At 69.5% G+C, this 24,632-nt stretch carries 19 protein-coding genes; 7 read left to right on the forward strand and 12 right to left on the reverse strand.

What is annotated here, in order from left to right:
* Positions 1-36: 36 nt before the first annotated feature.
* A complete protein-coding gene (locus AB0F72_RS37120) occupies positions 37-579 on the reverse strand; it encodes a cyclophilin-like fold protein (RefSeq protein ID WP_360442072.1) in 543 nt (180 codons plus the stop codon).
* A gap of 324 nt (positions 580-903) precedes the next feature.
* Here AB0F72_RS37120 and AB0F72_RS37125 point away from each other — a divergent pair, with 324 nt between their 5' ends.
* Positions 904-1,824, forward strand: coding sequence for an alpha/beta hydrolase (locus AB0F72_RS37125; RefSeq protein ID WP_360442075.1), 921 nt, complete (start codon positions 904-906; stop codon positions 1,822-1,824).
* Between the two features lie 18 nt (positions 1,825-1,842).
* Here the strand turns inward: AB0F72_RS37125 and AB0F72_RS37130 are convergent, their stop codons facing one another.
* Positions 1,843-3,462 carry a carboxylesterase family protein gene (locus AB0F72_RS37130; protein WP_360442078.1) on the reverse strand — a complete coding sequence of 540 codons (1,620 nt, stop codon included), beginning with the start codon at positions 3,460-3,462 and terminating at the stop codon, positions 1,843-1,845.
* Positions 3,463-3,778: 316 nt separating this feature from the next.
* Between AB0F72_RS37130 and AB0F72_RS37135 the strand changes: the two genes are divergently transcribed.
* Positions 3,779-4,714: an alpha/beta hydrolase gene (locus tag AB0F72_RS37135; protein ID WP_360442081.1), complete on the forward strand. Its 936-nt coding sequence runs from the start codon at positions 3,779-3,781 to the stop codon at positions 4,712-4,714.
* A gap of 29 nt (positions 4,715-4,743) precedes the next feature.
* Here AB0F72_RS37135 and AB0F72_RS37140 read toward each other — a convergent pair whose 3' ends face one another.
* Genes AB0F72_RS37140 through AB0F72_RS37165 form a run of 6 tightly spaced genes read right to left on the reverse strand, consistent with a single transcriptional unit; the run spans position 4,744 to position 14,804 of the window.
* Positions 4,744-6,024 carry a family 1 glycosylhydrolase gene (locus AB0F72_RS37140; protein WP_360442084.1) on the reverse strand — a complete coding sequence of 427 codons (1,281 nt, stop codon included), beginning with the start codon at positions 6,022-6,024 and terminating at the stop codon, positions 4,744-4,746.
* Complete coding sequence (locus AB0F72_RS37145) at positions 6,021-9,140, reverse strand: family 78 glycoside hydrolase catalytic domain (protein ID WP_360442087.1); 3,120 nt, start codon at positions 9,138-9,140, stop codon at positions 6,021-6,023. Before AB0F72_RS37145 ends, AB0F72_RS37140 begins: the two co-directional genes overlap by 4 nt.
* Positions 9,137-10,405 (reverse strand): extracellular solute-binding protein, encoded by a 1,269-nt coding sequence (locus AB0F72_RS37150; RefSeq protein ID WP_360442090.1) that lies wholly within the window; start codon positions 10,403-10,405, stop codon positions 9,137-9,139. The genes AB0F72_RS37145 and AB0F72_RS37150 overlap by 4 nt, the downstream gene beginning before the upstream one ends.
* 24 nt (positions 10,406-10,429) lie before the next feature.
* Entirely contained in the window at positions 10,430-13,042 is a 2,613-nt protein-coding gene (locus AB0F72_RS37155; protein WP_360442093.1) for a family 78 glycoside hydrolase catalytic domain, read from the reverse strand.
* 11 nt (positions 13,043-13,053) lie between these two features.
* Entirely contained in the window at positions 13,054-13,875 is an 822-nt protein-coding gene (locus tag AB0F72_RS37160) for a carbohydrate ABC transporter permease (RefSeq protein ID WP_360442096.1), read from the reverse strand.
* On the reverse strand, positions 13,872-14,804 hold the full coding sequence (locus AB0F72_RS37165) for a sugar ABC transporter permease (RefSeq protein WP_360442099.1): 933 nt from the start codon (positions 14,802-14,804) through the stop codon (positions 13,872-13,874). Before AB0F72_RS37165 ends, AB0F72_RS37160 begins: the two co-directional genes overlap by 4 nt.
* Positions 14,805-15,063: 259 nt before the next feature.
* Here AB0F72_RS37165 and AB0F72_RS37170 point away from each other — a divergent pair, with 259 nt between their 5' ends.
* Complete coding sequence (locus tag AB0F72_RS37170) at positions 15,064-16,101, forward strand: LacI family DNA-binding transcriptional regulator (RefSeq protein WP_360442102.1); 1,038 nt, start codon at positions 15,064-15,066, stop codon at positions 16,099-16,101.
* Positions 16,102-16,161: 60 nt separating this feature from the next.
* Positions 16,162-17,190 carry a LacI family DNA-binding transcriptional regulator gene (locus tag AB0F72_RS37175; protein WP_360442105.1) on the forward strand — a complete coding sequence of 343 codons (1,029 nt, stop codon included), beginning with the start codon at positions 16,162-16,164 and terminating at the stop codon, positions 17,188-17,190.
* A gap of 171 nt (positions 17,191-17,361) precedes the next feature.
* Here the strand turns inward: AB0F72_RS37175 and AB0F72_RS37180 are convergent, their stop codons facing one another.
* On the reverse strand, positions 17,362-18,321 hold the full coding sequence (locus tag AB0F72_RS37180) for a diacylglycerol kinase family protein (RefSeq protein WP_360442108.1): 960 nt from the start codon (positions 18,319-18,321) through the stop codon (positions 17,362-17,364).
* A 274-nt stretch (positions 18,322-18,595) separates the two neighbouring features.
* Between AB0F72_RS37180 and AB0F72_RS37185 the strand changes: the two genes are divergently transcribed.
* Positions 18,596-18,892 (forward strand): Rho termination factor N-terminal domain-containing protein, encoded by a 297-nt coding sequence (locus AB0F72_RS37185; protein WP_360442111.1) that lies wholly within the window; start codon positions 18,596-18,598, stop codon positions 18,890-18,892.
* A gap of 59 nt (positions 18,893-18,951) precedes the next feature.
* Here AB0F72_RS37185 and AB0F72_RS37190 read toward each other — a convergent pair whose 3' ends face one another.
* The 3 genes from AB0F72_RS37190 to AB0F72_RS37200 form a co-directional block, all read right to left on the reverse strand.
* Positions 18,952-19,707 carry a hemolysin III family protein gene (locus AB0F72_RS37190; protein WP_360442113.1) on the reverse strand — a complete coding sequence of 252 codons (756 nt, stop codon included), beginning with the start codon at positions 19,705-19,707 and terminating at the stop codon, positions 18,952-18,954.
* A 256-nt stretch (positions 19,708-19,963) separates the two neighbouring features.
* On the reverse strand, positions 19,964-21,211 hold the full coding sequence (locus tag AB0F72_RS37195) for a PP2C family protein-serine/threonine phosphatase (protein ID WP_360442116.1): 1,248 nt from the start codon (positions 21,209-21,211) through the stop codon (positions 19,964-19,966).
* A 499-nt stretch (positions 21,212-21,710) separates the two neighbouring features.
* Positions 21,711-22,187, reverse strand: coding sequence for a MerR family transcriptional regulator (locus tag AB0F72_RS37200; RefSeq protein WP_360442119.1), 477 nt, complete (start codon positions 22,185-22,187; stop codon positions 21,711-21,713).
* 131 nt (positions 22,188-22,318) lie between these two features.
* Between AB0F72_RS37200 and AB0F72_RS37205 the strand changes: the two genes are divergently transcribed.
* Positions 22,319-23,161, forward strand: coding sequence for an enoyl-CoA hydratase/isomerase family protein (locus tag AB0F72_RS37205; RefSeq protein ID WP_360442122.1), 843 nt, complete (start codon positions 22,319-22,321; stop codon positions 23,159-23,161).
* Between the two features lie 321 nt (positions 23,162-23,482).
* Positions 23,483-24,349 carry a hypothetical protein gene (locus AB0F72_RS37210; protein WP_360442125.1) on the forward strand — a complete coding sequence of 289 codons (867 nt, stop codon included), beginning with the start codon at positions 23,483-23,485 and terminating at the stop codon, positions 24,347-24,349.
* Positions 24,350-24,632 lie beyond the last annotated feature (283 nt).

Here is a 24,632-nt window from a genome sequence, read left to right on the forward strand (position 1 = left end):
CCGCTGATGTCTCCCGTTGAGGTTGGACATGGTGGTTCAGGCGGCACGGGTCTCGACGGTCGCGGTGACGGCGCCGTCCATGTCGGCGATGCGGCCGGTGGCGTCGCCGCCGAGGCGGCCGAGGATCACGATGCCGGGGTAGTAGGACTGGTCGCCGTAGTAGAGGACGAGGTCGTTGCCGGGGGCGTAGTAGCCGATATCACCGACGTCGGGGTCCGCACCGTCTGGCTGGCCGTCCAGTGACAGCGGTGCCGGCAGCGGGCCGGTCTTCTCCACGGCGCCGTGGTCGGTCATATCAACAGTCAGCGGCAGTTGGGCGAGCAGGTCACGGCCGGCGCTGCTGTCGAAGATCGTGGCCGGCAAGCGCTCACCGTTGATGGTGATCTGAATCTTCATCTGTTCCTCCCCGGGCGCGGCTGTGTCGCTCGGTGGTGCCGTCCCCCTGTTAGCGCTACCGGGCGATGTTGCGGGCGTTCCGTCACCGGTGGCGCCGGCCTGGCCGTTGCCGTCGCAGGCGGCGAGGGTCAGGCCGAGGATCGCCGACAGCGCCACGCGGGCGGTGGTGCGTGTGGTGGGCATGGCATCTCCCCGTACCGGGTCAGGGCATCGCGCCAGAAGGTGAGCAGGACTCGGAGCATGGTGGCGTGCTCCGTTCACTTGGATCGAGAGCGATCCCATGGAGGTTGACGGCACCTAGTCAACATGCCCGCCCGAGGACGAAGAAGGCCTTGTTGATGGGTGTATCGACAGGGAATCCCACATCGGTCTCGTACGGCCTACGCTCGACGCATGGCCACCCGGTCGGAGGACGCGACCTCCTGACCACACGTGAGGCCCGCCCGGCGCACACAGCGCGCCGATGGCTGCGCCGTTCCCACCAATCGAAAGGTGAGGTCCACGTCCATGGAACGTCGCAAAGCGCTCGGACTGATCGCCGCCACCGGCGCGGCCGCCGCTTTCCCGGCTCTGCCCGCCTTCGGTGCGGAGACCGGCCGCGCCGCCGTTCCCGCAGGGCAGGGCAGGGCTTCGGCCAAGGGTGACTACACCTTCGCCTTCGACCCCTCCTTCACCGGACAGAGCGGCGGCCCGGTACGCGACGTCGCCTCGCCCGACATCTACACCGAGGACTTCAGCGCCGCCGTCGACTTCCTCGGCCTCCAGAAGAACGTCGACCGCGAGCGGATCGGCGCGCAGGCCATCTGCGGCCTGAGCGGCATGGCACTCACCGCGGCAGCCGCCGACAGCCGGATCAAGGCGGTCGCCACCGCCTCGATGTACGACATGTCGCGCAGCATGTCCCGCGGCCACCAGGATTACTACACGCGTGAGCAGCGGCAGAAGGTCGTCGACCACCTCAGCCGGCAGCGCTGGATCGACGCCGAGAACGGCACCTCCGCGCGGCTCTCCCACGAGGTCCCGTTCGACGCTGACGGCAATGTCGCCACCTCGAACCGTGTCCTGCCCAAGACCCTTCCGGCGGGCGCCGACCCGGTCATGGCGAGCTTCTTCGACTACTACCGCACCGAGCGCGGTTACCACCCGCGCTCGATCAACTCCAACACCGCGTGGACCGCGACCACGCCGATGTCGTTCTTCGCCTTCCCGCTGATGACGAACATCGACATGCTTGCGCCCCGCAAGGCCCTGCTGGTGGCCGGCGCCGACGCGCACTCCCGCTACTACTCCGAGGACGTCCAGGCGATGGCCCCCGGCACCGTCGACCTCGTGATCGTCCCGGGCGCGGACCACGTCGACCTGTACGACCGCAAGGAACTCATCCCCTTCGACCGGCTCGACGATTTCTTCACCAAGAACCTCGCCTGACCTGACGTAAGCGCCGTATCAGGAACGTTTCGGCTCGCGGCTCTCCCAGAAGAGCCGTTCCGCTCGGTCCGGGTCATTGACGATCTTGCATTGGGCGTCGATCCACATCGTGGCACGGCCGGCCGGCGTGTAGGCGGGCCACACCGGAACCCGCGGCGCGTTCGGGCGGCCGTCGCGGGCGAAGCCGGCCCACAGGGCGCTCATGTGCCGGGCAGTCGCCCGCTCCCCCGCAGGCTGGTCGCTGGGGGTGTTGGCGAATTTGAGGGGGATGTCGGCGGCGTGCGGCGACCCGAGCGGGAAGTCGGTGCCCGGCACCAGAGCCGGGTCCTGGTAGGCGAGCTGGTACATGTACACCGGCGCCCGGCGCTGCGCGGCCTTGGCCTCGGCGATCGTGATGGCGTCGCGCCAGATCGGTGAGGTGGTGATCGCGAAGTAGAGCTGCGCCGGAGTCGCTGCGGGCCGCGACGCGCGGAACGTGGCGATGATCCGGTCGAGTTCGGCACCCTGGTAGGTGCGGCTCAGCTCCCGGCGCAGGCCGGCGTCGTCGATACGGAAGATGTCCGGCGGACCGAAGAGGCTGAAGAACACCGTCTCGTCGCGGGTGGTGCCGACCATCAGCGGCTTCTCCGCGGCCCAGGGAGCGACGCCGTCGGCGAACGGGTGCCGGGGGATGATGCGTCCGTCGACGAAGGCGCCGAAGCCGGGCAGCGGGTCCGGGTCGCCCCACGGCGCGACGCCGTTCGCGGCTTCGGACTGCTGGATCTCCAGCAACCGGGCGGCGGGGATGTCGTGCAGCTTCGCGATGTCCGCGCGGGTCAGGCCGAGCAGGTGCAGGGTGCGTTCGGCGCGGGCGGTGGCGCCGTCCCGGGTGGGGAACCGCAGCGGCGCGGCACTCTCGATCGACGCCTTGTGGAACAGGCGTGCGGCGGCCGGCATGGTGTACACGGCGGCGGTCTTGGCGCCGCCGCCGCTCTCGCCCCAGACCATGATGTTGTCCGGGTCCCCGCCGAAGTTGTCGATGTTCTCGGCCGTCCAGCGCAGCGCGGCGAGGATGTCGAGCATGCCCTGGTTGGCGGCGTAGTCGGCGCGGGTGAGGTCGTCGAGGAACAGGTAGCCGAGCAGGCCGAGCCGGTGGTTGGACTCGACGACCACCACGTCGTAGAACTTGGCCAGGCGGCTGCCGTCCTGCCCGGTGGCGGAGCCGGAGCCGATCATGTAGCCGCCGCCGTGGTTGTAGAACATCACCGGCCGGCGCCGGCGGTCGGCGGCCGGGGTCCAGATGTTGAGGTAGAGGCAGTCCTCCGACGGCGCCGGCATCCGGCCGTTGCCGGTCGGGCCCATCTCGCCGCCCGGGGCCTGGAAGGCGGGGTTGGGGAAGTCCACCGTGTCACGCACACCGGACCACGGCCGGGGCGGCTGCGGGGCCCGGAAGCGGAGCTTGCCCATGGGCGGGGTCGCGTAGGGAACGCCGAGAAACTTGACGATGCCGTCCTCGCGCCGCCCGCGCACCGTGCCGTAGCGGGTGGCCGCCACGTCGCGTCGTCCGCCATGGGCGTGTGCCACCGCCGGCATGCTCATCGCGGCGGCCACGGACAGCGACCCGCCGATCAATGTTCTCCGGGTCATTCGCGTACCCATGATCAGACCTCTTCCTTCCGGGGCATCGCCGTTCGCGATTCCTTGTAACGTTTCATCGAGCGAGTGCGGCGCGGCGGTCGTTAACGCGGATTGACGCACGCAGCGACCGTCACGGTCGCCGCAGGGCTCGTCATTGGACAACGTTTCTCGCGTGTTACGCCGAAAATAGACACCTTTACCTGGACGGTCAAGGACGGGTCGGGCAACCGAGCAGGGCGGCATTGCTTGACGCGGATAACGTTTTTCATCCAGCATCATCGATGTAATGCGATGGGACCGGCTGCCGACTAGCCGTAGCCACCCCGAGGAGGAACTGATGTCAGACGAGAACCGCACGCCGTCCGCGAGCCGGACGCCATCGATCACGCTCGTACGACGAGCACTGACCGCGATCGCCCTCGCTGCCGGCCTGGCCGCCACCTCTGCGGCGCAGCCCGCCTCGGCCGCAGCGAATCCGTACCAGCGCGGCCCGGCCCCGACGGCCGCGAGCGTGGCAGCGGTGACCGGACCGTTCGCCACCGCCTCGGTCAGCGTGCCGCGCGGCAACGGCTTCGGCGGCGGCGTCATCTACTACCCGACCGACACCAGCCAGGGAACCTTCGGCGGACTTGCCATCTCGCCTGGCCTCAACGGCACCTGGCCCGGCATCGCCTGGCTCGGCCCGCGACTGGCCAGTCAGGGCTTAATCGTGTTCGGCATCGAAACGAACAACCTCAACGACAGTCCCACCAGCCGCGGTACGCAACTGCTCGCGGCGCTGGACTACCTGACGCAGCGCAGCTCGGTGCGCAGCCGGCTCGACCCGGGCCGACTTGCCGTCGCGGGACATTCCATGGGTGGCGGCGGCGCGCTCGACGCGGCTCTGCGGCGTCCCTCGCTCAAGGCCGCCATCGGCAACGCGCCCTATCTGCCCTCGAACAGCCTGGCCGGCGATCGGGTGCCGACCCTGATCTACGCGATGCAGAACGACACCCTGGTCCCGCCGTCCCGGCTCACCAGCCTGTACAACACCATCCCGGCCACGACCGAGCGTGCCTACCTCGAGATCACCGGTGCCGGTCACAACTACATCGGCCAGCCGAGCACCACCCTCGCCCGCACGATGATTCCGTGGCTGAAGATCTTCGTCGACAACGACACCCGATTCAGCCAGTTCCTCTGCCCACTGGCGGACCAGTCTGGCATCCGGCAGTACCGCAGCAGCTGCCCCCTGGTGCCGGCCACGACCCGCGCCCTCACCACGGCGGGGTGACAGCCCCAGCCGGCCCGGCGAGCGGAGCGTCACGGCGATGGCGTCCGTTCGCCGGGGCCGTTCAGCGCGTCCAGGCGTCCCGTGCGGGCGAGCCGGGCGAAGGCGTACGCGCTGGGTTTGGGCGTACGGGCGAAGTCGTCGCCGACGGCGATCAGCCCGAATCGTGGCCGGTAGCCCTCGCTCCATTCGAAGTTGTCGAACGCGGACCAGTGCAGGTAGCCACGGACGTCGACGCCTTCGGCGCGGGCCTGCGCCACAGCGGCCAGGTGGGTGGTGAGGTAGTCGAGGCGTTCGGTGTCGTCGGTGGTGGCGATGCCGTTCTCGGTGACGTAGAGCGGGAGTCCGGTCCTCGCGGCCCGGTGCAGCATCTGGCGCAGGCCGTCGGGGTGCACGGCCCAGCCCATCTGGGTCAGCGGCGTGCCCGGCGGCGGTGGGGCGAACAGCATGGGTGACGCCGGGTCCACCCATTGTTTGCGGTAGTACTGCACGCCCAGCCAATCGCCGGCATCAGGGCCGGTCAGCCCGTCGAGGTGGCGGTCGACGATCTCGTACCGGATGGCCAGGAAACCCGCGGTCTCGGGTGCTGCGTCGGCGGGCTCCAGCAGGGGTAGCTGTACGGCGAGCCCTACCCGTGCGTCGCCGGTGGCGCGGACTTGGCGGACCGCGGCGAAGTGGGCGTCGAGCAGGACCTCGCCGACGCGGCGCCATGTCATCGGGTTGGTGACGCCGGGTGGGTGGTAGCCCTCCAGGTAGCCGTGCAGGGCGACCATCTGCGGTTCGTTGATGGTGCAGACGAACGGCATGAGCTCGCCGAGTACGGCGGTCACGTGGCGGCAGTAGCGGGCGAAGGTGCCGACCGCGTCCGGGGCGAGCCAGCCGCCGCGGGCGGCGAACCAACGCGGCAGCGTGAAGTGGTGCAGGGTGACGAACGCGGTCATGCCGGTGTCGCGTAGTGCGGTGAGGACCCGCCGGTAGTGCAGCAGCGCGGCGCGGCTGAACTCGCCGGGCGCGGGTTCGATTCGGGACCATTCGATCGACAGCCGGTGGGTGTTGTGCCCGAGGGACGCCAGGAGCGCGAAGTCGGCGGCGTACCGATGGAAATGGTCGATGCCGTCGCCGGACGACGCTCGCGCGAGGGACGCGGGGTCGTGTTCGAAGTCCCACCAGTCGTTATTGGTGTTGCCGCCTTCGACCTGGTGGGCCGAGGTGGCGCTGCCCCAGAGGAAGTCGTCGGGGAAGTCCACGTGGTACCTCTCGCCGTGACCGGGCCTGGCCTCCGCCGCCGGCGCGGAGGCCAGGCCGGGTCTCATCGGGTGGTGAAGGTGTAGGTCCCGGACGGCACCTGGTACTCGGCGTAGCCGCCGGCGACGCGCAGGAATTTCGCCCGGCGCGGGGTGCCGGTGACCCGGCCGCCCAGCGTCGGGACCTGGATGAGGGCGGTGGTGTTCGGCGGGACGGTGACGGTCAGCCGCAGCCGGTTGCCGTCGCGGTGCCATTCGGAGCGGGCGGTGCCCTGCGGGGTGGTGTAGTGGCCCTTGACGTGGGTGAGGTCACCGACGACCTTGGGCTGGACGACCAGCTCCCGGTAGGCGGTGGTGCCCGCGGCGGCCCGAATGCCGGCCAGGCCCGCGTGGAACCACTCCTCGATCTGGGCGAGGATCATGTGGTTCTTCGAGTCGCCTCGGTTCCACCGCTCCCCCATGGTCGTCATGCCGCCCGGGTTGGCGACGGTGGACTCCATGAAGTAGCCGTAACTGGGCTGTTCGTCCTCGTGGATCAGCTCCCACAGCACGTCGTCGCGGCCGCCGGCCGACAGCGCCCGCACGATCGGCGCCATGCCGATGGTGCCGCCGCTGAAGTGCGGGCCGTCGCCGACCGGATGGAACGCGTAGATCAGCTCCACCAGGGCATCGAGTACCCCCTCCCGCTCGGAGTCCGGGACCAGACCGGCGTCGAGCGCCAGAGCCTGCGCGGTCTGCGAGGCGCCGGCGGTGCCGGCGTTGCCGTCGGCGGTGTAGCGGCGCAGCGTCGTGTTGTAGAAGGCGTTGTTGAAGGCGGTCTTGATGTCGGCCGCGAGGGCCGTGTATTTGGCGGCGTCCGCCTGATGTCCGGTCAGGCGGGCCAGTTCGGCCAGCTCCTTAATCATCATGTAGTAGCCCCAGGTGCCGGTGATGCGGCCGGAGACCGGCTCGGCTGACACCCAGTCGGCGAGGGCGGCGTCGACGATGTTGCCGACGGCTTTCTGCCGGGCGATGTAGTCGGCGAAGCGCACCATCGGCTCGTAGTAGCGGGCCGCCGTCTCGGTGTCGCCGTACAGCTGCCGCAGGAACCCGGGCACCAGGATGATCGCGTTGCCCCAGTTGATCTCGTCGCCGAAGCGGCCGGTGTAGCCCCAGTCGTAGACCGGAGTCTTGAGCGCGACGTTGCCGGCCATCGGCGTGTCCGCGATCGACTGGCCCTCGACCAGGTGCCGCTCATGGGTACGCAGGTAGGCGTTGAGGTCGAAGTCGCGGTGGATCGAGCCCATCGGCATCGTGTAGTCCGCCGGGTAGGAGAGCTTCTCCCGGCCGGGGCAGTCGGTGAAGACGCTCATGATGTTGCCGGCGAACGAGTACCAGGCCATCTTGTGGATCCGGTTGACCCGCGCGTTCGACGTGATCACCGCGCCGGCGATCGGGGTCTCGGCCTGCACGCGCAGCCCGGTGATCGTGTCCTTGGTCGGCACGTAACCGTCCGGCAGGCCGGTGACCTGCACCCATTGCATGCCGAAGTAGTTGAAGTCCGGCCGCCACGTCTCCCCACCGCGCAACCCGGCCGTCGTGTACGTGTTGAACAGATCAACACCGCGGCTTCCGCCACCACCCTTGAGCGACGCCTGGTCGACGGTGCCGTCGGCCGCGAGGGATTCAGCCGGGGACACCCGGACGGTGGTCCCGGCCTGGACGCCGCCCCTGAGCTTGAGCAGCGGGAACCCGACGATGTTCTGCCCGAAGTCGAACACCCACGTACCCGGCACCGGGTTGGTGATCTTCACCGGTTCGTACCGGTCGGCGATCGTGATGGGCGGTGCGGTGCGGCCGACCAGCTTGGTGGCGAGGTTCGGCGGCGGCGCGATCCCGGCGGCGATCCACCCGGTGGGCGTGCCGTCCCGCCGCTTCGCGGCTGCCGACAGGTCTGACTTCGGGTGATCCCAGCCGGGCTGCTCGCGCCGGGCGTCGAAGTCCGAGCCCGAATACCAGGCGTCGGTGGTCAGCGGGCCCAGCACGGTGCGCCACTCGCGGTCCGAGACGATCACCGCCTTCCGGCCATCGGCGTACGTGATCTCGAGCCGCGCGATGAACCGGGGTGTTACGGCCGCTCCGGCGCTGGCATCGCTGGCCGCGATGTTGTTGCCGGAGCCGGTGACCGTGGCGCCGGCCGGGTGCGGCTTGGACAGCCCAGGTGTGAAGGTGATGCTGTCGGCGCCGATCGCGGTGATGACCCGGGACTCGAGGTTCTCGCCGCCGTCGCCGGTGTCGACGTTGATCGTGCCGCCGACGTGGTAGCCGGTGACGGCGCTCAGCGTGACAGTGGTGGCGCCGGCCTCGACGTCGGCGGTCAGCGCGCCGCTGCCCTTGAGCTGGCTCTGCCACCACGAGTACGGCGCGGTCCGCCCCACCGCCGGGTTGGTGACGCTGCGCCGGACGTAGGCGGGGCCGTTGCCGAGGCGTACCCCGACGGTGTTGGCGCCTTTGCGCACCTCGCCGGTGATGTCGTAGACGCGGTACTCGCTGGAGAGCTGGTAGTTGGAGTAGCCAGGCGCCAGCACCTCGTCGGTCAGCGTGCGGCCGTTGACGCTGGCCAGGTGCATGCCGACGCCGGACAGGTAGAGCCGGGCCCGGGTGACCTTGCGGCGCGGGTCGGCGGTGAACTGCCGGGCGAAGATCGGCATGGGCTGGGTCTCGGCGCGGCCGGGGTGTTCGATCCACCGCGCGGCGCCCCAGTCGGCCTGGTCGAGCAGGCCCATCTCCCAGGACGACGGCGCGCTCCAGTCGGTGGCGTGGCGGTTGGCGTCCCAGGCGCGGACCTGCCAGCTGAGCCGCTGCCGGGAGGTGAGCGGCTTGCCGGCGTAGCGGACCCCGGACTGGACCGCCGAGTCCACCTTGCCGGAGTCCCAGAGCAGCCGGTCGCGGGCGGCGTCCCAGACCCGGATCTGGTACGCGGTCTGCCGGTCGGCGGCAGCGGATGAGGTCTCGGCGAACCGCCAGCTCAGCACGGGATTCGGGCTGTCGAGGCCGAGAGGCTGGTCGGGGCGGCCGTCGACGCGCAGGCCGACCACGCGCGGGCCGGGGCCGTGGCCTACGCCGGTGGCCTCAGCCGGTCCGCCGGTCAGCACGGTCGCGGAAGGAATGGCAAGGGACAGTCCTAGTGCCGTACGTCGTTTCACGATCCCGCCTTGTAGTCGGTGTCCATGTCGGTGAGGACCTCGTCCGCTGTCGCCTGGTTGCTGAAGACCTCCTGCAGGCCGCTGAGCATGGTCTGCTGGACCTTGGCGTTGGGCCAGAGCTGGTCCATGAACGGCACGGTCCGGTTGTCCTTGACGAACGTGGTCAGGTCGGCCAGGCCGGGGTCGACGGTGGTGCCGGCGTCCGGCAGGGTCGGCAGGCTGCCCTGCGCCTCGTTGAAGATCTTCATGCCGGCCGGTGACATCACGAAGGTGACGAACTTCAGGGCCAGTTCCTTGTTCTTCGCCTTGGCGTTGACGCCGTACCCGGCGCCGGCAGCGGCCGGCATGAGGAACCCGGCCGGGTCGTCGGTGGCCGGCAGCGTCTTCATGGTGAACGTGCCGCTGGGGTTCTTCTGCTTGAGCAGCCCGATGATCCAGTTTCCCTGGATGATGCCGAGCGTCTTCCCGGTGGCCGCCAGTGTCTGGCTGGCCTCGTAACTGGTGCCGAGCGGGTCCTTCTGGAAGCAGCCGGCGCCGTTCATCTCCTGGTACTTCGCCATCGCGGTGGTCCACGGCGAGCCGGCGAAGGTTGCCTGCCCGGCGGCCATCTTGGTGTCGAAGTCCTTGTCGCCGCTGTAGACGGTGGTGGCGACCAGGGCGTAGAGCGCGATCTGGGTGACCCAGTTGTCCTGGATGCCGAGGGCGAAGGCGGGGGTGCCCTTGCCGGCGGCGGCCTTGCAGAACTTGAGCAGGTCGGTCCAGGTTCCGGGTGCGGTGAGCCCGGCCTTGGTCATGGCCTCGTCGTTGTAGACGGCGCCGATGCCGTTGAGCCCGAACAGCGCGTTGTAGGTCTTGCCCTCGTACTGGGCGACCTTCTGGAACGCCTCCGGCAGCTGCGCGGCCCACGGCTGGTCGGAGAGATCGAGCAGATAGCCGGGCTTGGCGATCACGTAGGTGGCGCCGGGGTTGCCGTTGCCCGGCCACACGGTCATCACGTCGGGGGCGGTGCCGGAGGACAGCTGGGTGCGGATCTGCTGCTGGTACTGGTCGGCGCCGCTGGTGGTCAGGTTGACCGTGACACCCGGGTTGGCGGCCTTGAACGCGTCGACGACCTTCTCGACGGAGCCCTGATCCACCGAGGCGATGGTCAGCGTCTGGTCGTCCCCGCCGTCACCGGACCCGGAGTTGGTGCCACTGGAGCAGGCGGCCAGAAGGGTGGCGGCGGTCATCGCGGCGGCGACGACCGCCATTCTGCGTGTGCGCATGGGTTCTCCCACTGTGGAGATCAATCAGACGGGGGTGGTGGAAGCGGTGAAGGTGTAGCGGCCGGACGTCAGCCGCAGGGTGAGACCTGCAGGGGACGGTTCGGCCCGGACGACCCCGGGGGTTTCGGCGGCGGGCACGTCGTTCTCGCCCACGCTGCCGGGGTCGGGCGTCGGAATTCGCAGTACGGCGGTGCAGCCCGGCGGCACCGTGACAGTCACGGTGAGCCGGTCGTCCTCGCGGGACCAGCCGCAGGCCACCAGGCCGCGGACGGTCTCCTGTTCGGCGCGCGCCCAGGTCAGGCGCCCGCCCGGGGTGGGGCGCAGCAACAGCTCGGAGTAGGCGACCGAGTCCGGGGTCTGGTCGATGCCGGCGACCCGGCCGTACAGCCAGTCGCCGACGCTGCCGAGGCTGTAGTGGTTGAACGAGTTCATCGCCGCGGACTGGAAACCGCCGTGGTCGGTCCAGCCGTCCCAGCGCTCCCAGATCGTGGTCGCGCCGTGCCGGATCGAATAGGCCCAGGACGGATATTCCTCCTGGTGCAGCAGCGCGTAGGCCAGATCGGCCCGGCCGTGCTCGGACAGCACCGGGCACAACAGCGACACCCCGACGAAGCCGGTGGTCAACCGGTAGCCCCGCTTTTCGATGTCAGCGGCCAGGTGACCGACGGCCGCATCGACCAGTGCCTCCGGGAGCAGGCCGAACGCGAGCGCCAGCAGGTACCCGGTCTGGGTGCCGCCCTTGACGCTGCCGTCGTCACCGACGAACGCGTCCTGGAACGCCGTGGTGATCGCGGCGTGCAGATCCCGGTAGCCGGCGGCGGGCCGACCGAGCACGTCTGCCGCGTCCGCGACGATCTGCGTGCTGCGCGCGAAGTACGCGGTAGCGAGGACGTCGCGTGGCGTCTCGGCGTCGACCTGCAGCCAGTCGCCGTAGGAGTTGCCGGCGCGGTTCTCCCAGAGCAGGCCGGGATTGTGCCGGTGGATGTGCCCGACCCACCGGGCCATCGCGTCGAAGCTGCGCTCGAGCACTCGCCGGTCGCCGTAGGTACGCCACAGCAGCCACGGGATGATGACGCCGCCGTCGCCCCAGGCCGGGGCACCCTCCCGCTCGAAGGCGATGATCGGCGCGACGTCGCGGAACGCCCCGTCGTCGTTCTGGCCGTCGACGACGTCGCGCATCCAGCGGGCGAAGAACGCGGACACGTCGGCGTTGCGGGTCGCGGTCGGCGCGAACACCTGCGCGTCGGCGAGCCAGCCGAGCCGCTCGTCGCGTTGCGGGCAGTCGGTGGGTACGGCCACGAAGTTGCCGCGCTGTCCCCAGCCGATGTTGGCGTGCAGCTGGTTGACCATCGGGTCGTCGCACTCGAACCGGCCGGTCCAGGGAGTGTCGCTGTGCAGCACCCGGGCCACCGCGTCGGGGGCCTCGGTGCAGCCGGTGACCTCGGCGTACCGGAAGCCGTGGAAGGTGAACCGCGGATCGAAGGTCTCGGTGTCGCCGCCGGCGGTGACGTAGGTGTCGGTGGCGGCGGCCCGGCGCAGGTTCGCGACGTAAAGTTCGCCGTCCTCCAGGACCTCGGCGTGCCGGACCACGATCCGCCGCCCGCCGGGCATTTCCGGCAACGTCAGCCGCACCCGGCCGACCAGGTTCTGCCCGAAGTCGATGACGAACCGGTCCGGTCCCCGCCGGTCCACCGCGACGGCCGGCAGCTCGGTGACGACCCGGATCGGCTCGTCCGGCTCAGCGACCAGCGGCCCGGTCCCGGTGTCGAGCACGGCGACCGGCCGGTTTCCGGACACGGCGCGGCGGGCGTCGACGTACTGGCCCATCATCAGGTCGGCGGCCCGGATGGGGCCGTCGCTCTCGGTCCAGTCGCTGCCGGTGGCGATGGTCTGCCGGGAGCCGTCAGGGAAGTCCACCACCAGCTGGGCGAGGAACGCCGGCGCGTCGCCGTAGTGGCGGGCCGGGCGGCGTGGGTCGAAGCCGACGTAGCCGCTCCACCAGCCGTCGGCGACGACCGCCGCGAGGGTGTTGTCGCCGGCTCGCACCTGCTCGGTGACGTCGTAGGTCTGGTACTGGATCCGGTGGTGGTACTCGGTCCAGCCCGGCGCGAGTTCCCGGTCGCCGACGCGGGCGCCGTTGAGTTCCGGTTCGTAGACGCCGCGGGCGGTGGCGTACAGCCGGGCGCGCACCGGACGCTGCGCCAGCTGGAACTCGTGACTCAGGTACAGCGGCGCCTCCTCCGGGCCGGGCGCGACCAGGTCCTCGTCGGTCGGCGGGTCGACCGGCGGCAGCGCCACCGGATCGCGGCCGATCCACACCGCCGCCCAGTCCTCCGGTTCCAGCAGACCGGTCTCGAACCAGCTCTCGGCGGTGCTCCCCGCCGTACCCGTCTCGTCCCAGATCTCGACGCGCCACCGGTAGCGGGTCGCCGACCGCAACGCGGCACCTTCCCAGCAGATGAGGAGGGTGTCGGCGGAAGCGCGGCGCCCGGTGTCCCAGACCGTCTCGCCGCCGGCGGTGGCGGTGATGCGGTAGGCGCTCTGTGCCGCGCCACGCCGGTCGCTGCGCAGCTTCCACGACAACCGCGGCTGTGGTTCGCCGAGTCCGAGGGGCTCGGTGCGCTGTTCTGTCTGCAAGCCGTAGGGAGTCATCCCTTCAGCCCTCCCGCGAATCCGTTGATGATGCTGCGCTGCAGGGCCAGGTAGACCGCGAGGACCGGCACGATGCTGATCAGCAGCGCGGCGAAGATGAGGTTCCAGTCGGAGACGAACTGGCCGACGAAGCCGGCCACAGCGACCGGCATCGTCTGCTGATCACTCCCGGACAGATAGAGCAGTGGAGTGAAGAAGTCGTTCCAGACGCTGACGGTGTTGAGCACCAGCGCGGTGACGGTGATCGGCTTGAGCATCGGCAGCACCACGTAGCGGAAGGCGCTCAGCGGCCCGCAGCCGTCGATGGTGGCGGCTTCTTCGAAGTCGCGCGGCAGCGCCCGCAGGAACCCGACGTAGAGGAACGTGGTGAACGGGACCTGCAACCCGGCGTAGAACAGCACCAGCGACCAGACCGAGCCGAGCAGCCCGAGGTCGCGGATGGTCTGGTAGAGCGGCAGCGCGGCGAGCTGGAACGGCAGGATCAACCCCAGCATGATCAGCAGGAAGGTGCCGCGGGACCAGTGCGCGGTCGACCGGGCCAGAGGATAGGCGGCCAGCGACGACACGGCCAGGACGATCAGGACGCTGACCGCGGTCACGATCACGCTGTTGATCAGGGCGCCGCCGAGACCGCCTTCCTGCCAGGCCTGGGTGAAGTTGGCGAGGGTGGGTGCGGTGGTGGGACTGATCGGGGACGAGGTGTCGGACGGCGCCCGGATCGCGAGGTTGACCAGGACGTAGACCGGGAAGGCGAAGACGATCGCCACCGCGATCATGAGAATTTCGAGCGCGAGGGTACGCCGGGTGTAGCGGTTCATGACGCGGCCTTCTCATTGCGGTTCAGGACGGCGTACTGACCGGCGGACGCGACAGCGACGATGGCGGTCAGCACCACGGCGAGGGCGATGCTGTAGCCGAACTCGCCGAGGGTGAACGCGTCCTTGTAGATCAGCGTGGAGATGGTGTCGGTGGCGTGCCCGGGCCCGCCGCCCGTGAGGGCGTACACCTGGTCGAACAGTTTGATCCCGCCGATGATCGACAGCATCAGGTTGATCGTGATCGCCGGCGCCAGCAGCGGCCGGATGATCGACCAGAAGCGGCGGACCGGTCCGCTGCCGTCGATGGCGGCCGCTTCGTAGATCTCCTTGGGCACCGACTGCAGCCCGGCCAGGAAGATGACCATCGAGTAGCCGGCGAACTGCCACACCACGACCAGGACGATCATCCAGAGAGCCAGGTCGGGGTCGCCGAGCCAGTTCTGCCGCCAGGAGTCCAGACCGATCGCGCTGAGCAGGCTGTTGACCGCGCCGTCCGGGCCGAGCAGGTTGCGCCACAGGTAGGCGGTGACGATCGGAGTGATCACCGCCGGGGCGAACAGCAGAGCGCGCAGGAAGTTCCGGCTCTTGATCATGGTGTTGACGCCGAGGGCGAGCAGTAGGCCGATGCCATTCTGGATCACGGTGATGGCCACCGCGATCAGCAGGGTGTGCCAGATGGCTTGCAGAGCGTCGGGGTCGTCGGCGATGGCGGTGAAGTTGTCGAGACCGATGAACGCGAAGGCGGGGTCGAGGCCGTCCCAGTCGGTGAAGGCGTAGTAAACCCCGCGGGCGCTCGGGACGAGCACGACGAAGGTGAACAGCAGCAGTGCCGGGACGGTGAACCACCACGGTGGCGCGGCACGTCCCCGGGGGGACCGGGTCGCGGCCGCCGTCCGTTCCGGGAGTCGTTCTTGCAGATCGGTTGTCACGGAGAACCCACCTTGCTGAATCGTTTCATGATCAGGTGGACGGCCGCGGCACCGACGCCGGTATCGGGGCGGCCACCACGGCGCCGGAGTGATGTGGGTAACGTTTTCCAAATGTTTCGCCGACCTTACGAGCGCGTGCCGAACAGCGTCAAGAGGTTGGTGACCACGAATCTCGGCCTTTCCTGGCGACAGCCCTCCGCTTCCGTAGGGCGCCGTTGATCTCTATGGTGGGTAACGTTTCACCAAGCAGGGAGAGTGCATGCACCAACAGCCCGCCACCGCCCGAAGGGTGACGATCGTGGACGTGGCGCGGCAGGCGGGAGTGTCGACCACAGCGGTGTCAAAAGTGCTGCGCAACGCGTACGGCACGAGCCCGCACATGCGCAGCCGGGTCCGCGCGGCCGTCGACGAGCTCGGCTACCGCCCCTCAGCCGCCGCCCGGGCCCTGCGCGGACGCACCTGGACCCTCGGCGTGATGCTGCCCGACGTGCGGAACCCGTTCTTCGCCGACATCCTGGACGGCGTCGCCGAACACCTCGACGACACCGAATATCAGCTGTTCATGACCTCCGGCTGCAACGACGCGACAAGCGAGGCCCGGGTCACCGAAGCGATGATCGACCACAGCATGGACGGCCTCATCCTCATCGCCCCCGTCTCGCCGCCCGCGCACCTCGACCGCCTCGCACGGACCGCGCCGACCGTGGTCATCGGCCGGCACAGCCACTCGTCCCGCTTCGACACCGTCAACGACGACGACTTCACCGGCGCGGCCCTGATGGTGGCGCACCTCGCCGGGCTCGGACACCACCGGATCGCGCACATCGAGCACCACGAAAGCGACCGGGTCCGGCTCGCCGAAATGCCCAACGCATTGCGTGCCGACGGCTACCGCCATGCCATGCACCAGCACGGCCTCGGCGAGCGCGTCGACATCGCCTCCACGACCTACACCCGCGACGGCGGATACCATGGCGCCCGGATTTTGCTGGGCCGGAAGAACCCGCCCACCGCGATCTTCGCGGGCGCCGACGTGGTCGCTCTGGGAGTCCTTGACGCACTCACCGAGGCCGGCCTGTCCGCGCCCGGCGACGTCTCCGTCGCCGGCTACGACAACATCACCCTGGCCGGATTCCGGAAGATCTCGCTGACCAGCGTGGACCAGGCCGGCCACCGGATCGGCAGCACAGCGGCGCGGCTGCTGCTCGAGCGCATCACCGATCCCACCCGGCCGACCGCTCAGGTGAAGCTCTCCCCCACCGCCGTCCTGCGGGGCACGACCGGGCCGCCACGCTGATCAGTACGCTTTTGCTCGAACCCGCCCCCGAGAAGTGTTCACTCACCCCAAGGAGACCAGGTGGACAAGCCCGCGCCCCGTCGCGTCACCATCGTCGACGTCGCGCGCCACGCCCAGGTGTCCACCACCGCCGTCTCCAAGGTGCTGCGCAACGCCTACGGCGCCAGCCCGGCCATGCGCACCAAGGTGCAGCAGGCGATCGCCGAGCTCGGGTACCGGCCGTCCGCCGCCGCCCGGGGCCTGCGCGGGCAGACCTACACCATCGGCGTGATGCTGCCGGAGTTGCGCAACCTGTTCTTCGCCGACATCCTCGACGGGATCACCGCTCAGCTCGGCGACAGCGACTACCAGGTGCTGCTGGCGCCTGGCTGCAACGGCGAGAAGGCCGAAGCCCGGGTCATCGACGCGATGATCGACCGCAGCATGGACGGCCTGGTGCTGATCGCCCCGGTGTCGGCGAAGAGCCGGCTGAACGAGGTCGCCCGGAGCGTGCCGACCGTGGTCGTCGGCCGGCACGGTTCCTCGCCTGCCTACGACAGCGTCACCGACGACGACATCGCCGGGGCCGCCCTGGTCGTGGACCACCTCGTCGAGCTGGGCCACCGTCGTATCGCCCACATCGAGCACCACGAGACCGACCGCGTCAGGCTGGCTGAGATGCCCAATGCGCAACGTGCCCACGGCTACCGCGAGGCGATGATCGCCCATGGCCTCGAAGCCGAGATCGACATCGCGTCGACCAGCTACACCCAGGCCGGCGGATACCTGGGCGCCCAGCAGCTGCTCGATCGCCCGGTGCGGCCCACCGCGATCTTCGCCGGCGCCGACGTCGTCGCGCTCGGAGCGCTGGAGGCGATCGCCGAAGCGGGCTTGTCGGTGCCCGGCGACATCTCGGTCGCCGGCTACGACAACAGCGCCCTCGCCGCGTTCGGCCCGATCTCGCTGACCAGCGTCGACCAGGACGGCCGGCAGATGGGCGCCAACGCCGCCCGCCTGCTGGTCGACCGCATCGGTCAGCGGGACCGCCGTACCGCCCAGGTCAAGCTGTCACCGACCCTGGTGGTGCGGCGCACCACCGCAGCCCGGTGAGCATCACCGGATCACACTGCGGAAAGTCGGTCCCAGAAGGCGGCCAGGGTAGCCGCGCCGGCGAGGAGCACGTCGATGGAGACCCGCTCGTTGCTGTCGTGCCAGTGGTCTTCGGGCAGACTCGTCGCCGTCAGCAATCAGCGCCGCTGCTGGGCCGGAGCGGGTAGCGAGTCAACGCACCTCGTGGGCGTCGTGCTCGACCGCGGTCGCGTCGTGGGTGAGGTCGGGATCGGTGGCGGGCTGGGGCACGCAGAGCAGCAGCGCTTGCGGTCGTACGGTGACCAGCAGGTCCTTGCCCGGGTCGATGAGGTCGCCGTCGAGCTGGCGCGGCTGAACGCGCTGGCTGCGGATCCGCACGCGTGTGGCGGTGTAGGTCTCCATGCTCGGCACACGCGGTTTGCGGCGCACCACGCCCCAGCCGAGGGCGGCCCAGTGGCGCAGGGTACGAGGGCTGAGGATGGCGACGTCGAGCAGGCCGTCGTCGGGTCGTGCGTCGCTGAGAAGTCGCATGCCGCCCTGCAGCCGGCCGACGTTGCCGACGATGACGGTACGAGGCCGGCGGGTGAAGGACGGCTTGTCGTCGAGGGTGATGCGCAGGTGCATGGGGCGGTCGCGAAGGTGCTGGACGGCTCCGGCGGCGTAGGCGAGCCAGCCGATGTGCTTCTTGGCAGTGTCGCTGGTGGCGTCGAGCATGTGGGCGTCGAAGCCCATGCCGGCCATCACCGCGAAGCTCTGCTCGCCGACCGCTCCCACGTCGATGCGCCGGCGGCCGCCCTGCAGAACCACCTCGAGACCGGTGGCCAGGTCATCGGAGAGCCCGAGGTTGGCGGCCAGCAGGTTGCCGGTACCGGCGGGCAGCACGGCCAGCGCGACGTCGGAGCCGGCCAGGGCGGTCACGCAGGCCATCACGGTGCCGTCGCCACCACAGGCGAAGACGAGTTCGGCGCCGTCGCGGATCGCCTGGGTGGCCTGGCCGGCGCCGGGGTCGTCGACGGTCGTCTCGAGCCACATCGGTTCCGGCCAGCCCTTGGCGGTGAGAGCGTCGGTGACGCTACGGCGCAGCGCGTCGAGGTCGGGCACTTTCACCGGGTTCACAACGACGGCTGATCGTAGGGGGCCGGTAACGGTCATGACATCCACGGGAGAGTCCCTTTCGGTGCGGAAAGCGGCCGCCGCCTGCCCCGTCCGGGGTCGGCGGCGGCCGTCAGCATTCGTCAGGCGCCGGCGTGGTCACGGCTGTCTGACTTCGCCAGGCCGCAGCTGACCAGGTAGCCGATGGACGAGGTTCGCCGCGCAACGGTCATCCGTTGCCGTCGAGGACGTATTGCCCTGAGTGGATTTCGCCAAACAGGGGGGTGACACCGGCGTCGACGGCACTCGCGGCAGATCGAACGACGCGCTACCCATGTCCGCCGCGTCCGGGCCGGATCACTGCGGCGGGCCGGCCGCCGGTGACGGGGACCGCCGTGCGCTGGTGGAGGAGATCCACGCCCGGCTCGGCGCGGCCTTCGAGCTGATCCGCCTCGACGAACTGAACCCCGGCGGGTACGAGCAGGCAGCCGAATCCCTCCCGCCCCGCACCGGCGACCTGGCTGAAGCAACCCGCGACGAGCTCTACCGGAAGGCGCAGAAGGCCGACATCCCCGGCCGGTCACACATGAACAAGGACCAGCTGATCGAGGCGCTCCGCGAGCAGGATTGACGCCGAACCAGCCGCTACCCCGGTTCCTACGACGCGCTGACCGACCGGCCATCCGAGCCTCACGCCGCGGCGACACGCAAGGCGATGCCGATGCCGATGCAATGGGCGGCGAACGCCGCGACAGTGAAGGCGTGAAAGACCTCGTGGAACCCGAACCAGCGCGGGCTCGGGTCAGGCCGTTTGAGGCCATAGACCACAGCACCGAGGGTGTAGAGCACCCCACCGAGAAACAGGAACGTGACGACCGGCGCACCGCCGGAACGCCAGAAGCCGGGCAGGTAGATCACCGCCACCCAGCCCAGGGCTATGTACACCGGCACGTACAGCCAGCGCGGGGCGCCGACCCAGAGCACCCGGAAGGCGACACCGGCCAGCGACCCGCACCACACGATCCACAACAACGTCCGCGCCTGTCCGGGCGGCAGCACGAGCACACAGAACGGCGTGTAGGTGCCGGCGATGATCAGGAAGATGTTCGCGTGGTCGAAGCGCCGCAGCACGTTCTCCACGCGGGCGGTCCAGTGCCCGCGGTGATACAGCGCGCTCACGCCGAACAGCAGCGCCGCCGACAGTGTGAACACCGCCAGGGCCACTCGGGATCCGTCGTCCGGCGACAGCACGGTCAACAGAGCGCCGGCAGCGACGGCCACCGGAAAGGTACCGGCATGCAGCCACCCGCGGAGCCGGGGCTTGACCAGGCCGCTGAGGTGGTCCAGGCCCTGTTCGACTCGATCTTCCAGCCGGTGCAGGCTCGCGTCGAGCCCGGCTGCCGGACGGTCGCCGGCTGCCGCTCGCCGGGTGCGGTCCCTACTCACGTCACCGGCGTTACCCATCCGAACGGCATTGATAACCGGTGGGGCGCAAGCATGTCCCGGCGCGCGGGACGCGGCCCGAAGTAGGACCGCGCCCTCGAGGATCGGTGAGCGCGCGGGCGTATGACATCGACCGCCGCACTGCTCGACGGGAGCGCCCGAGCCGCGGAACGGCTCACAGCGCCACTCGTGGTCGTACCCTCTGCCTCGTTGCGGCGACCCATCGCCGGCTTGTGGCATACCGTCCGCTGGCTCCGTGTCAGCTGACGGCGTCGAGGGGGGCCTGGTTGTCGGCCTCCGGCAGTTCGGTGTCGGAGCGGGCCGGAGCTGGGCTGATCCACCGAGCGAGCAGCACGGTCGCGTCGTCCTGCAGGCAGTCGTCCTGACGGTCCAGGATGGCGTGGACCAGCCGGCGGGCGGTCTCCGGCAACGACAACTGGTCGGCGATGGCTTTGACGGTGAAATCGACGAGCCGGTCGATACCGAACGGCTCGCCGTCACTGGACCGGGCCTCGATGATGCCGTCGGTGTAGAGGAGTACGTGGTCGCCGGGCTCGAGGGACTCCTCGACGACGACCGGAGGCCGGTGGTGACCGAGCGAGACCGGCAAAGCTGTCGGGGTCGGGAGCACCTTGACCGCTTTGCCCTGGCGGATGACCACACCTCCGGGGTGTCCCGCGGAGATCACCCGTAGCACACCGGTGCGCTGATCGAGTTCGGCGAGCACGGCGGTGGTCAGGCCCCACCGGTCGTGGTGCTGTACGGCGCCGTCGATGCGGTGATAGGTGTCGACCAGGTCGAGGCCGGCGCGGCGGGCGTTGCGGTAGGCCGCCAGCGCGAGCGAGGCCAGCATGACCGCCCGCATTCCCCCGGTCGAACCGTGGCCGACGGCGTCGAACAGCGCCAGGTGCGCGATGTCGCCGTTGACGGCGTAGTCGAAGGCGTCCCCGCCGACGTCGTAGCACGGCTCCAGAATCCCGCTGATCACCAGATGGCCGGTGGAGAACGTCAATGGCGGCAGCTGGGCGCGCAGCATCTCCGCCGCCAACAGCATGGGTTCCCGGCGGCGCAACCGTTCGATGGTGTCGCTGTAGCGGTCACGGGTGACGAGCAACTCGGCCAGCAGCGCCGCGACCGTCGCACAGTCCTCCACCGTCGATTCCCCGACCGGACCGGCCAGGACGGCTTCAAGGACGCCGAGACGTTCGGCACCATTGATCAGCGGCACCCACAGCCGGACGCCCTCGGGTTCGGCATCGCTCACGCAGGCGGCGACCGTGGTGTACGCGCGCCCCGCGAGAGTGCCGTCGATCATGAACCGGTCACGGGGCGGAGCATCCCCGGCTACCAAAGGCAGGAGCTCGCGCTGCTGATGATCCACCAAATAGATGATCATGGCGGTGGCGCCGACGAGCGCGGCAGCTCGCATCGCCATCTGCGGAAGGTCGTCCGGCCGGGCATGGTGCGACTGTCGCAGCAACCGGCCCAGAGCTTCGATCCCACTCACTGCACCCTCCTCACCATGACGCCAGAGGCAGTGTGTCGCACACGGGCCTCTCCCGCCGAACCGGAGGACGTACATCACTCGGCACCGGCGCCTGCCGCCCGCACTCACCCGACAACGCCTGGAAACCCGGCTGAGCCCGCCAGGCTCAAGCCTCCGGCAGACGCCTGAATCGCACGAAAGTGGCGCTCGAGCTCACCGACACGACCACTTGGACGCGCAACGGGTACTCGGGTGACCGGGAAGTGCTCGGGTGGCTGCGGCCGCCGTGGGCGCGGCGGCGATGAGGGGTACGGCGGCGCCTGCACCGAGCAGTGAACGCCGATTCATACCTATGTGGTCGGACGGCGAGGCGCCGAGGTTCCCGCACGTTCGCAAGGCACGCCGCAGATGCCGCTCCACAGTGGGGCGGTACTAATCAGCCAGTCACTCGCCCGAGCCGACCACCAGGCGCACGTCCGGCGACGGGGCATATCCAGCCGCGACGGCACGAGCTGCGTCACTAGCCGCCTGTACCGGCCCGACGGGCAGAGGAGGAGACGGCGCCTCCGTTCTCCCGGACATGCCCAGCAACGCCGGCTACCTCCTCACCGTTATGGTCGCCGGACGCCTCGCTGACCACCTGAAGCGCGCGGTCGGCGCGGTTGGCGGCGATCAGCCCGTCGAGCGCGTCGAGGGTATGGGCGAGGTCGGCGATGTGGGCGGCGAGACGATCCCGTTCATGGATGAGCCGGGCGTGGGCGGCGTCGGAGTTCGTGACGGCCGGTGACTGCAGGCAGGGCAGCAGGGCGCGGATCGTCTGGCTGGTCAGGCCGGCCGCGTAGAGCCGTCGTAGGAGCAGGACCCGGCTGATCTCGTCTTCGGTGTAGTGGCGTTGTCCGCCTTTGGTGCGCGTGCTGCGTAACAATTCCTGCTCTTCGTAGTGCCGCAGCGAGCGGATGCTCGCTCCGGTGTGTGCTGCCAATTCTCCGATCCGCATCGGCACCTCTCTTCTGTGCTGCCCGTCACTAGTCGTTGTACCTCACACTTATGTGAGGTTCTACGGTAACCGCAGCACACCAATTCGGTGTGGGACGCCTATCGGCGGACGGCTGCAAGACGGAGTACACGATGAACTACTCGGATCTGCCCGCTATCCACGTCACCCTCGAGGAGAAAGTGGCCACGGTCAGCATCGACAATCCGCCGGTCAACCTTCTCGACGAGAAGCTCATTCCCTCGCTACGCGCGTTCGCGACCCGGGTGAAGGACGACAGCCGGGTCCGCGTGATCGTCTTCGAGAGCGCCAATCCGGACCTGTTCCTCGCGCACGGTGAGATGCGCTTCGTCACCGAGCCGCACAGGCTGGCGGCTGCGGCAGCGGGCGCCGACATCATCCCGGGCCTGAACGCGATGCAGAGCCTGCACGAGCAGATCCGCGCCCTCCCGCAGGTCACCATCGGCAAGATCGAAGGCTTCGCCCGCGGCGGTGGCCACGAGTTCCTGATGGCGTTGAACATGCGCTTCGGGGCGATCGGCCGCACCGGGCTGTCCCTGCCCGAAGCTCTGGTCGGCATCCTGCCCGGTGGTGGCGGCACTCAGTATCTGACTGCCCTGACCGGGCACGCCCGCGCGCTTGAGCTCATCCTGTCCGGCGAGCCGGCCGACGCCGAGCTGGCGGAACGGTACGGATTGATCAACCGGGCGTTGCCCGCTGAGGAGCTGGACTCGTTCGTCACCACTCTTGCTCGCCGGATCGCCACCCTCGACCTTGAGGTCATCGCCGCGGTGAAGACCCTCGTGGGGGCAGCCGCGGCGGCCATCGATGAAGCGGCTCTCGCCGCTGAGAACGACGCCTTCATCAAGCTGGCCACTGCTGACGACGGGACGCTGACCCGCCGGCTGCTCGCCTCCGGCGCGCAGACCCTCGACGGCGAACGCCGGTTCGAGGAGATCCTGCTGAGCGTCCGCTGAACGCCGGCCGGCCGATGCCGGCACCCGGCGGTTCGACCGCGAACGCGACTTTGGACCGGCCGTGGATGTCCGCCCCGGGCGCCCGCGTCCAGCTTCCCCGGCCCCAGGCGCAGCGTTCGGCCACGCCGTGAACCGCATGCGGGGAGGGAGGGTACCGGTTGGCGATCGCGGTGAATCTCATCATGACGAGCTCCCGGCAAGGCAGATTCCTCGATGCCACGCGAGTCGATGTGCGGACGCCTCAAGAACCTGGAGGTGCGATGATCGGCAGCTGTGACGAGCAGCGGCGGTCTCACCTCGAGGGGTACGACACTGGGACAGGTGGCCGCGCCGTCAGGCAGTGTGGTTTTGGCGTGCGCGGGATTTCTGAACGAATGGGCGGAGCTCGGCGAGCCGTTGTCCGTCCGGGCGATGCGGGCGGCGGGGGCCGGCAGCGCCTGCATCCGGGATTGGCTCGCCGAAGCGGGGGCCGTGCCGGCCGGGCGGGGGCCGTTGACGGTGACCGCCGATACCCGGGCCGGCGCCTATCAGCCGATCGACGCGAGCGACGCGATCGCCGTGCTGAGCATCGACCTGGGTCTACCCTTCCCCGCCGTGGCGGCCAGGAAGGGACCGAAGCTGCTAGGCGATCTGCCGGTGGATCGGTGTGGAATGGTCATCGGTGATGCACGTGCGCTCGACTCCTGGGTCGGGTCTCTGCACGGCGAGACGACCGTCGACGCGCTGGCCGACGTACGGATCTGGGGCAAGGGCGCGCAGCAAGCGTGGGAACACTTCGACGCCCCGCGACTTCCGACAGCCCTCGGGGATGACAGCCATGGGTGGCTCGACCTGCCAGTCGAGATCGCGCGCGAGCGGGCCGCAATGATCAACGACTGGGCAGGCACTCGGGGTCACTACCCGCACATGGCGCATGTCGACCTGCACAGCCATCACCATCTCGGATGGCGAGCAGGCTGGCAGCACCCTCTCCGCACTGGAGTGATCGAGGTGGCGGGCTGCCCGATCCTCTGCGTCGCTTGGTCACCGTTCGAGCTACAGCGCTTCACCGGGGGACGGTCCGCCGGGCAGGTCTATCCCGTGACCTTGGAAGACGTCGATGGCCGAGCCACCCTCCGTTGGGCCATTCCCCCATGGAGGCGGAAGCCTGACCCCTTGCGAACCAGCGTCCTCTTCTCGCCGCAATGATTGCGCTTCGCTCCAGCGCCTCATGAGACAAGCTCATTGCCCGCATCCGCGGGCGCCGGCAGCGTCCTGACACCGCTGCGCCCAGCCCAGGCCAACCACTCAAGGTGGTCCCCACCGGGCATGCCACAATGCCACTTAGCTTAAGTTGATCTTGATGGCTTCGGGTGTCGGTCGTGGGTGGCTGCCGATGGTTCTGGTGTGATGGCCGCCGTGTCGGGTGTGGATGTCACAGCGGATCAGGTATCGGTCGGGGTCCTTGTCACGGCGGTGCCGCGGGACGCGG

The organism is Actinoplanes sp. NPDC023936 (assembly GCF_040639325.1).
Lineage (GTDB): Bacteria > Actinomycetota > Actinomycetes > Mycobacteriales > Micromonosporaceae > Actinoplanes.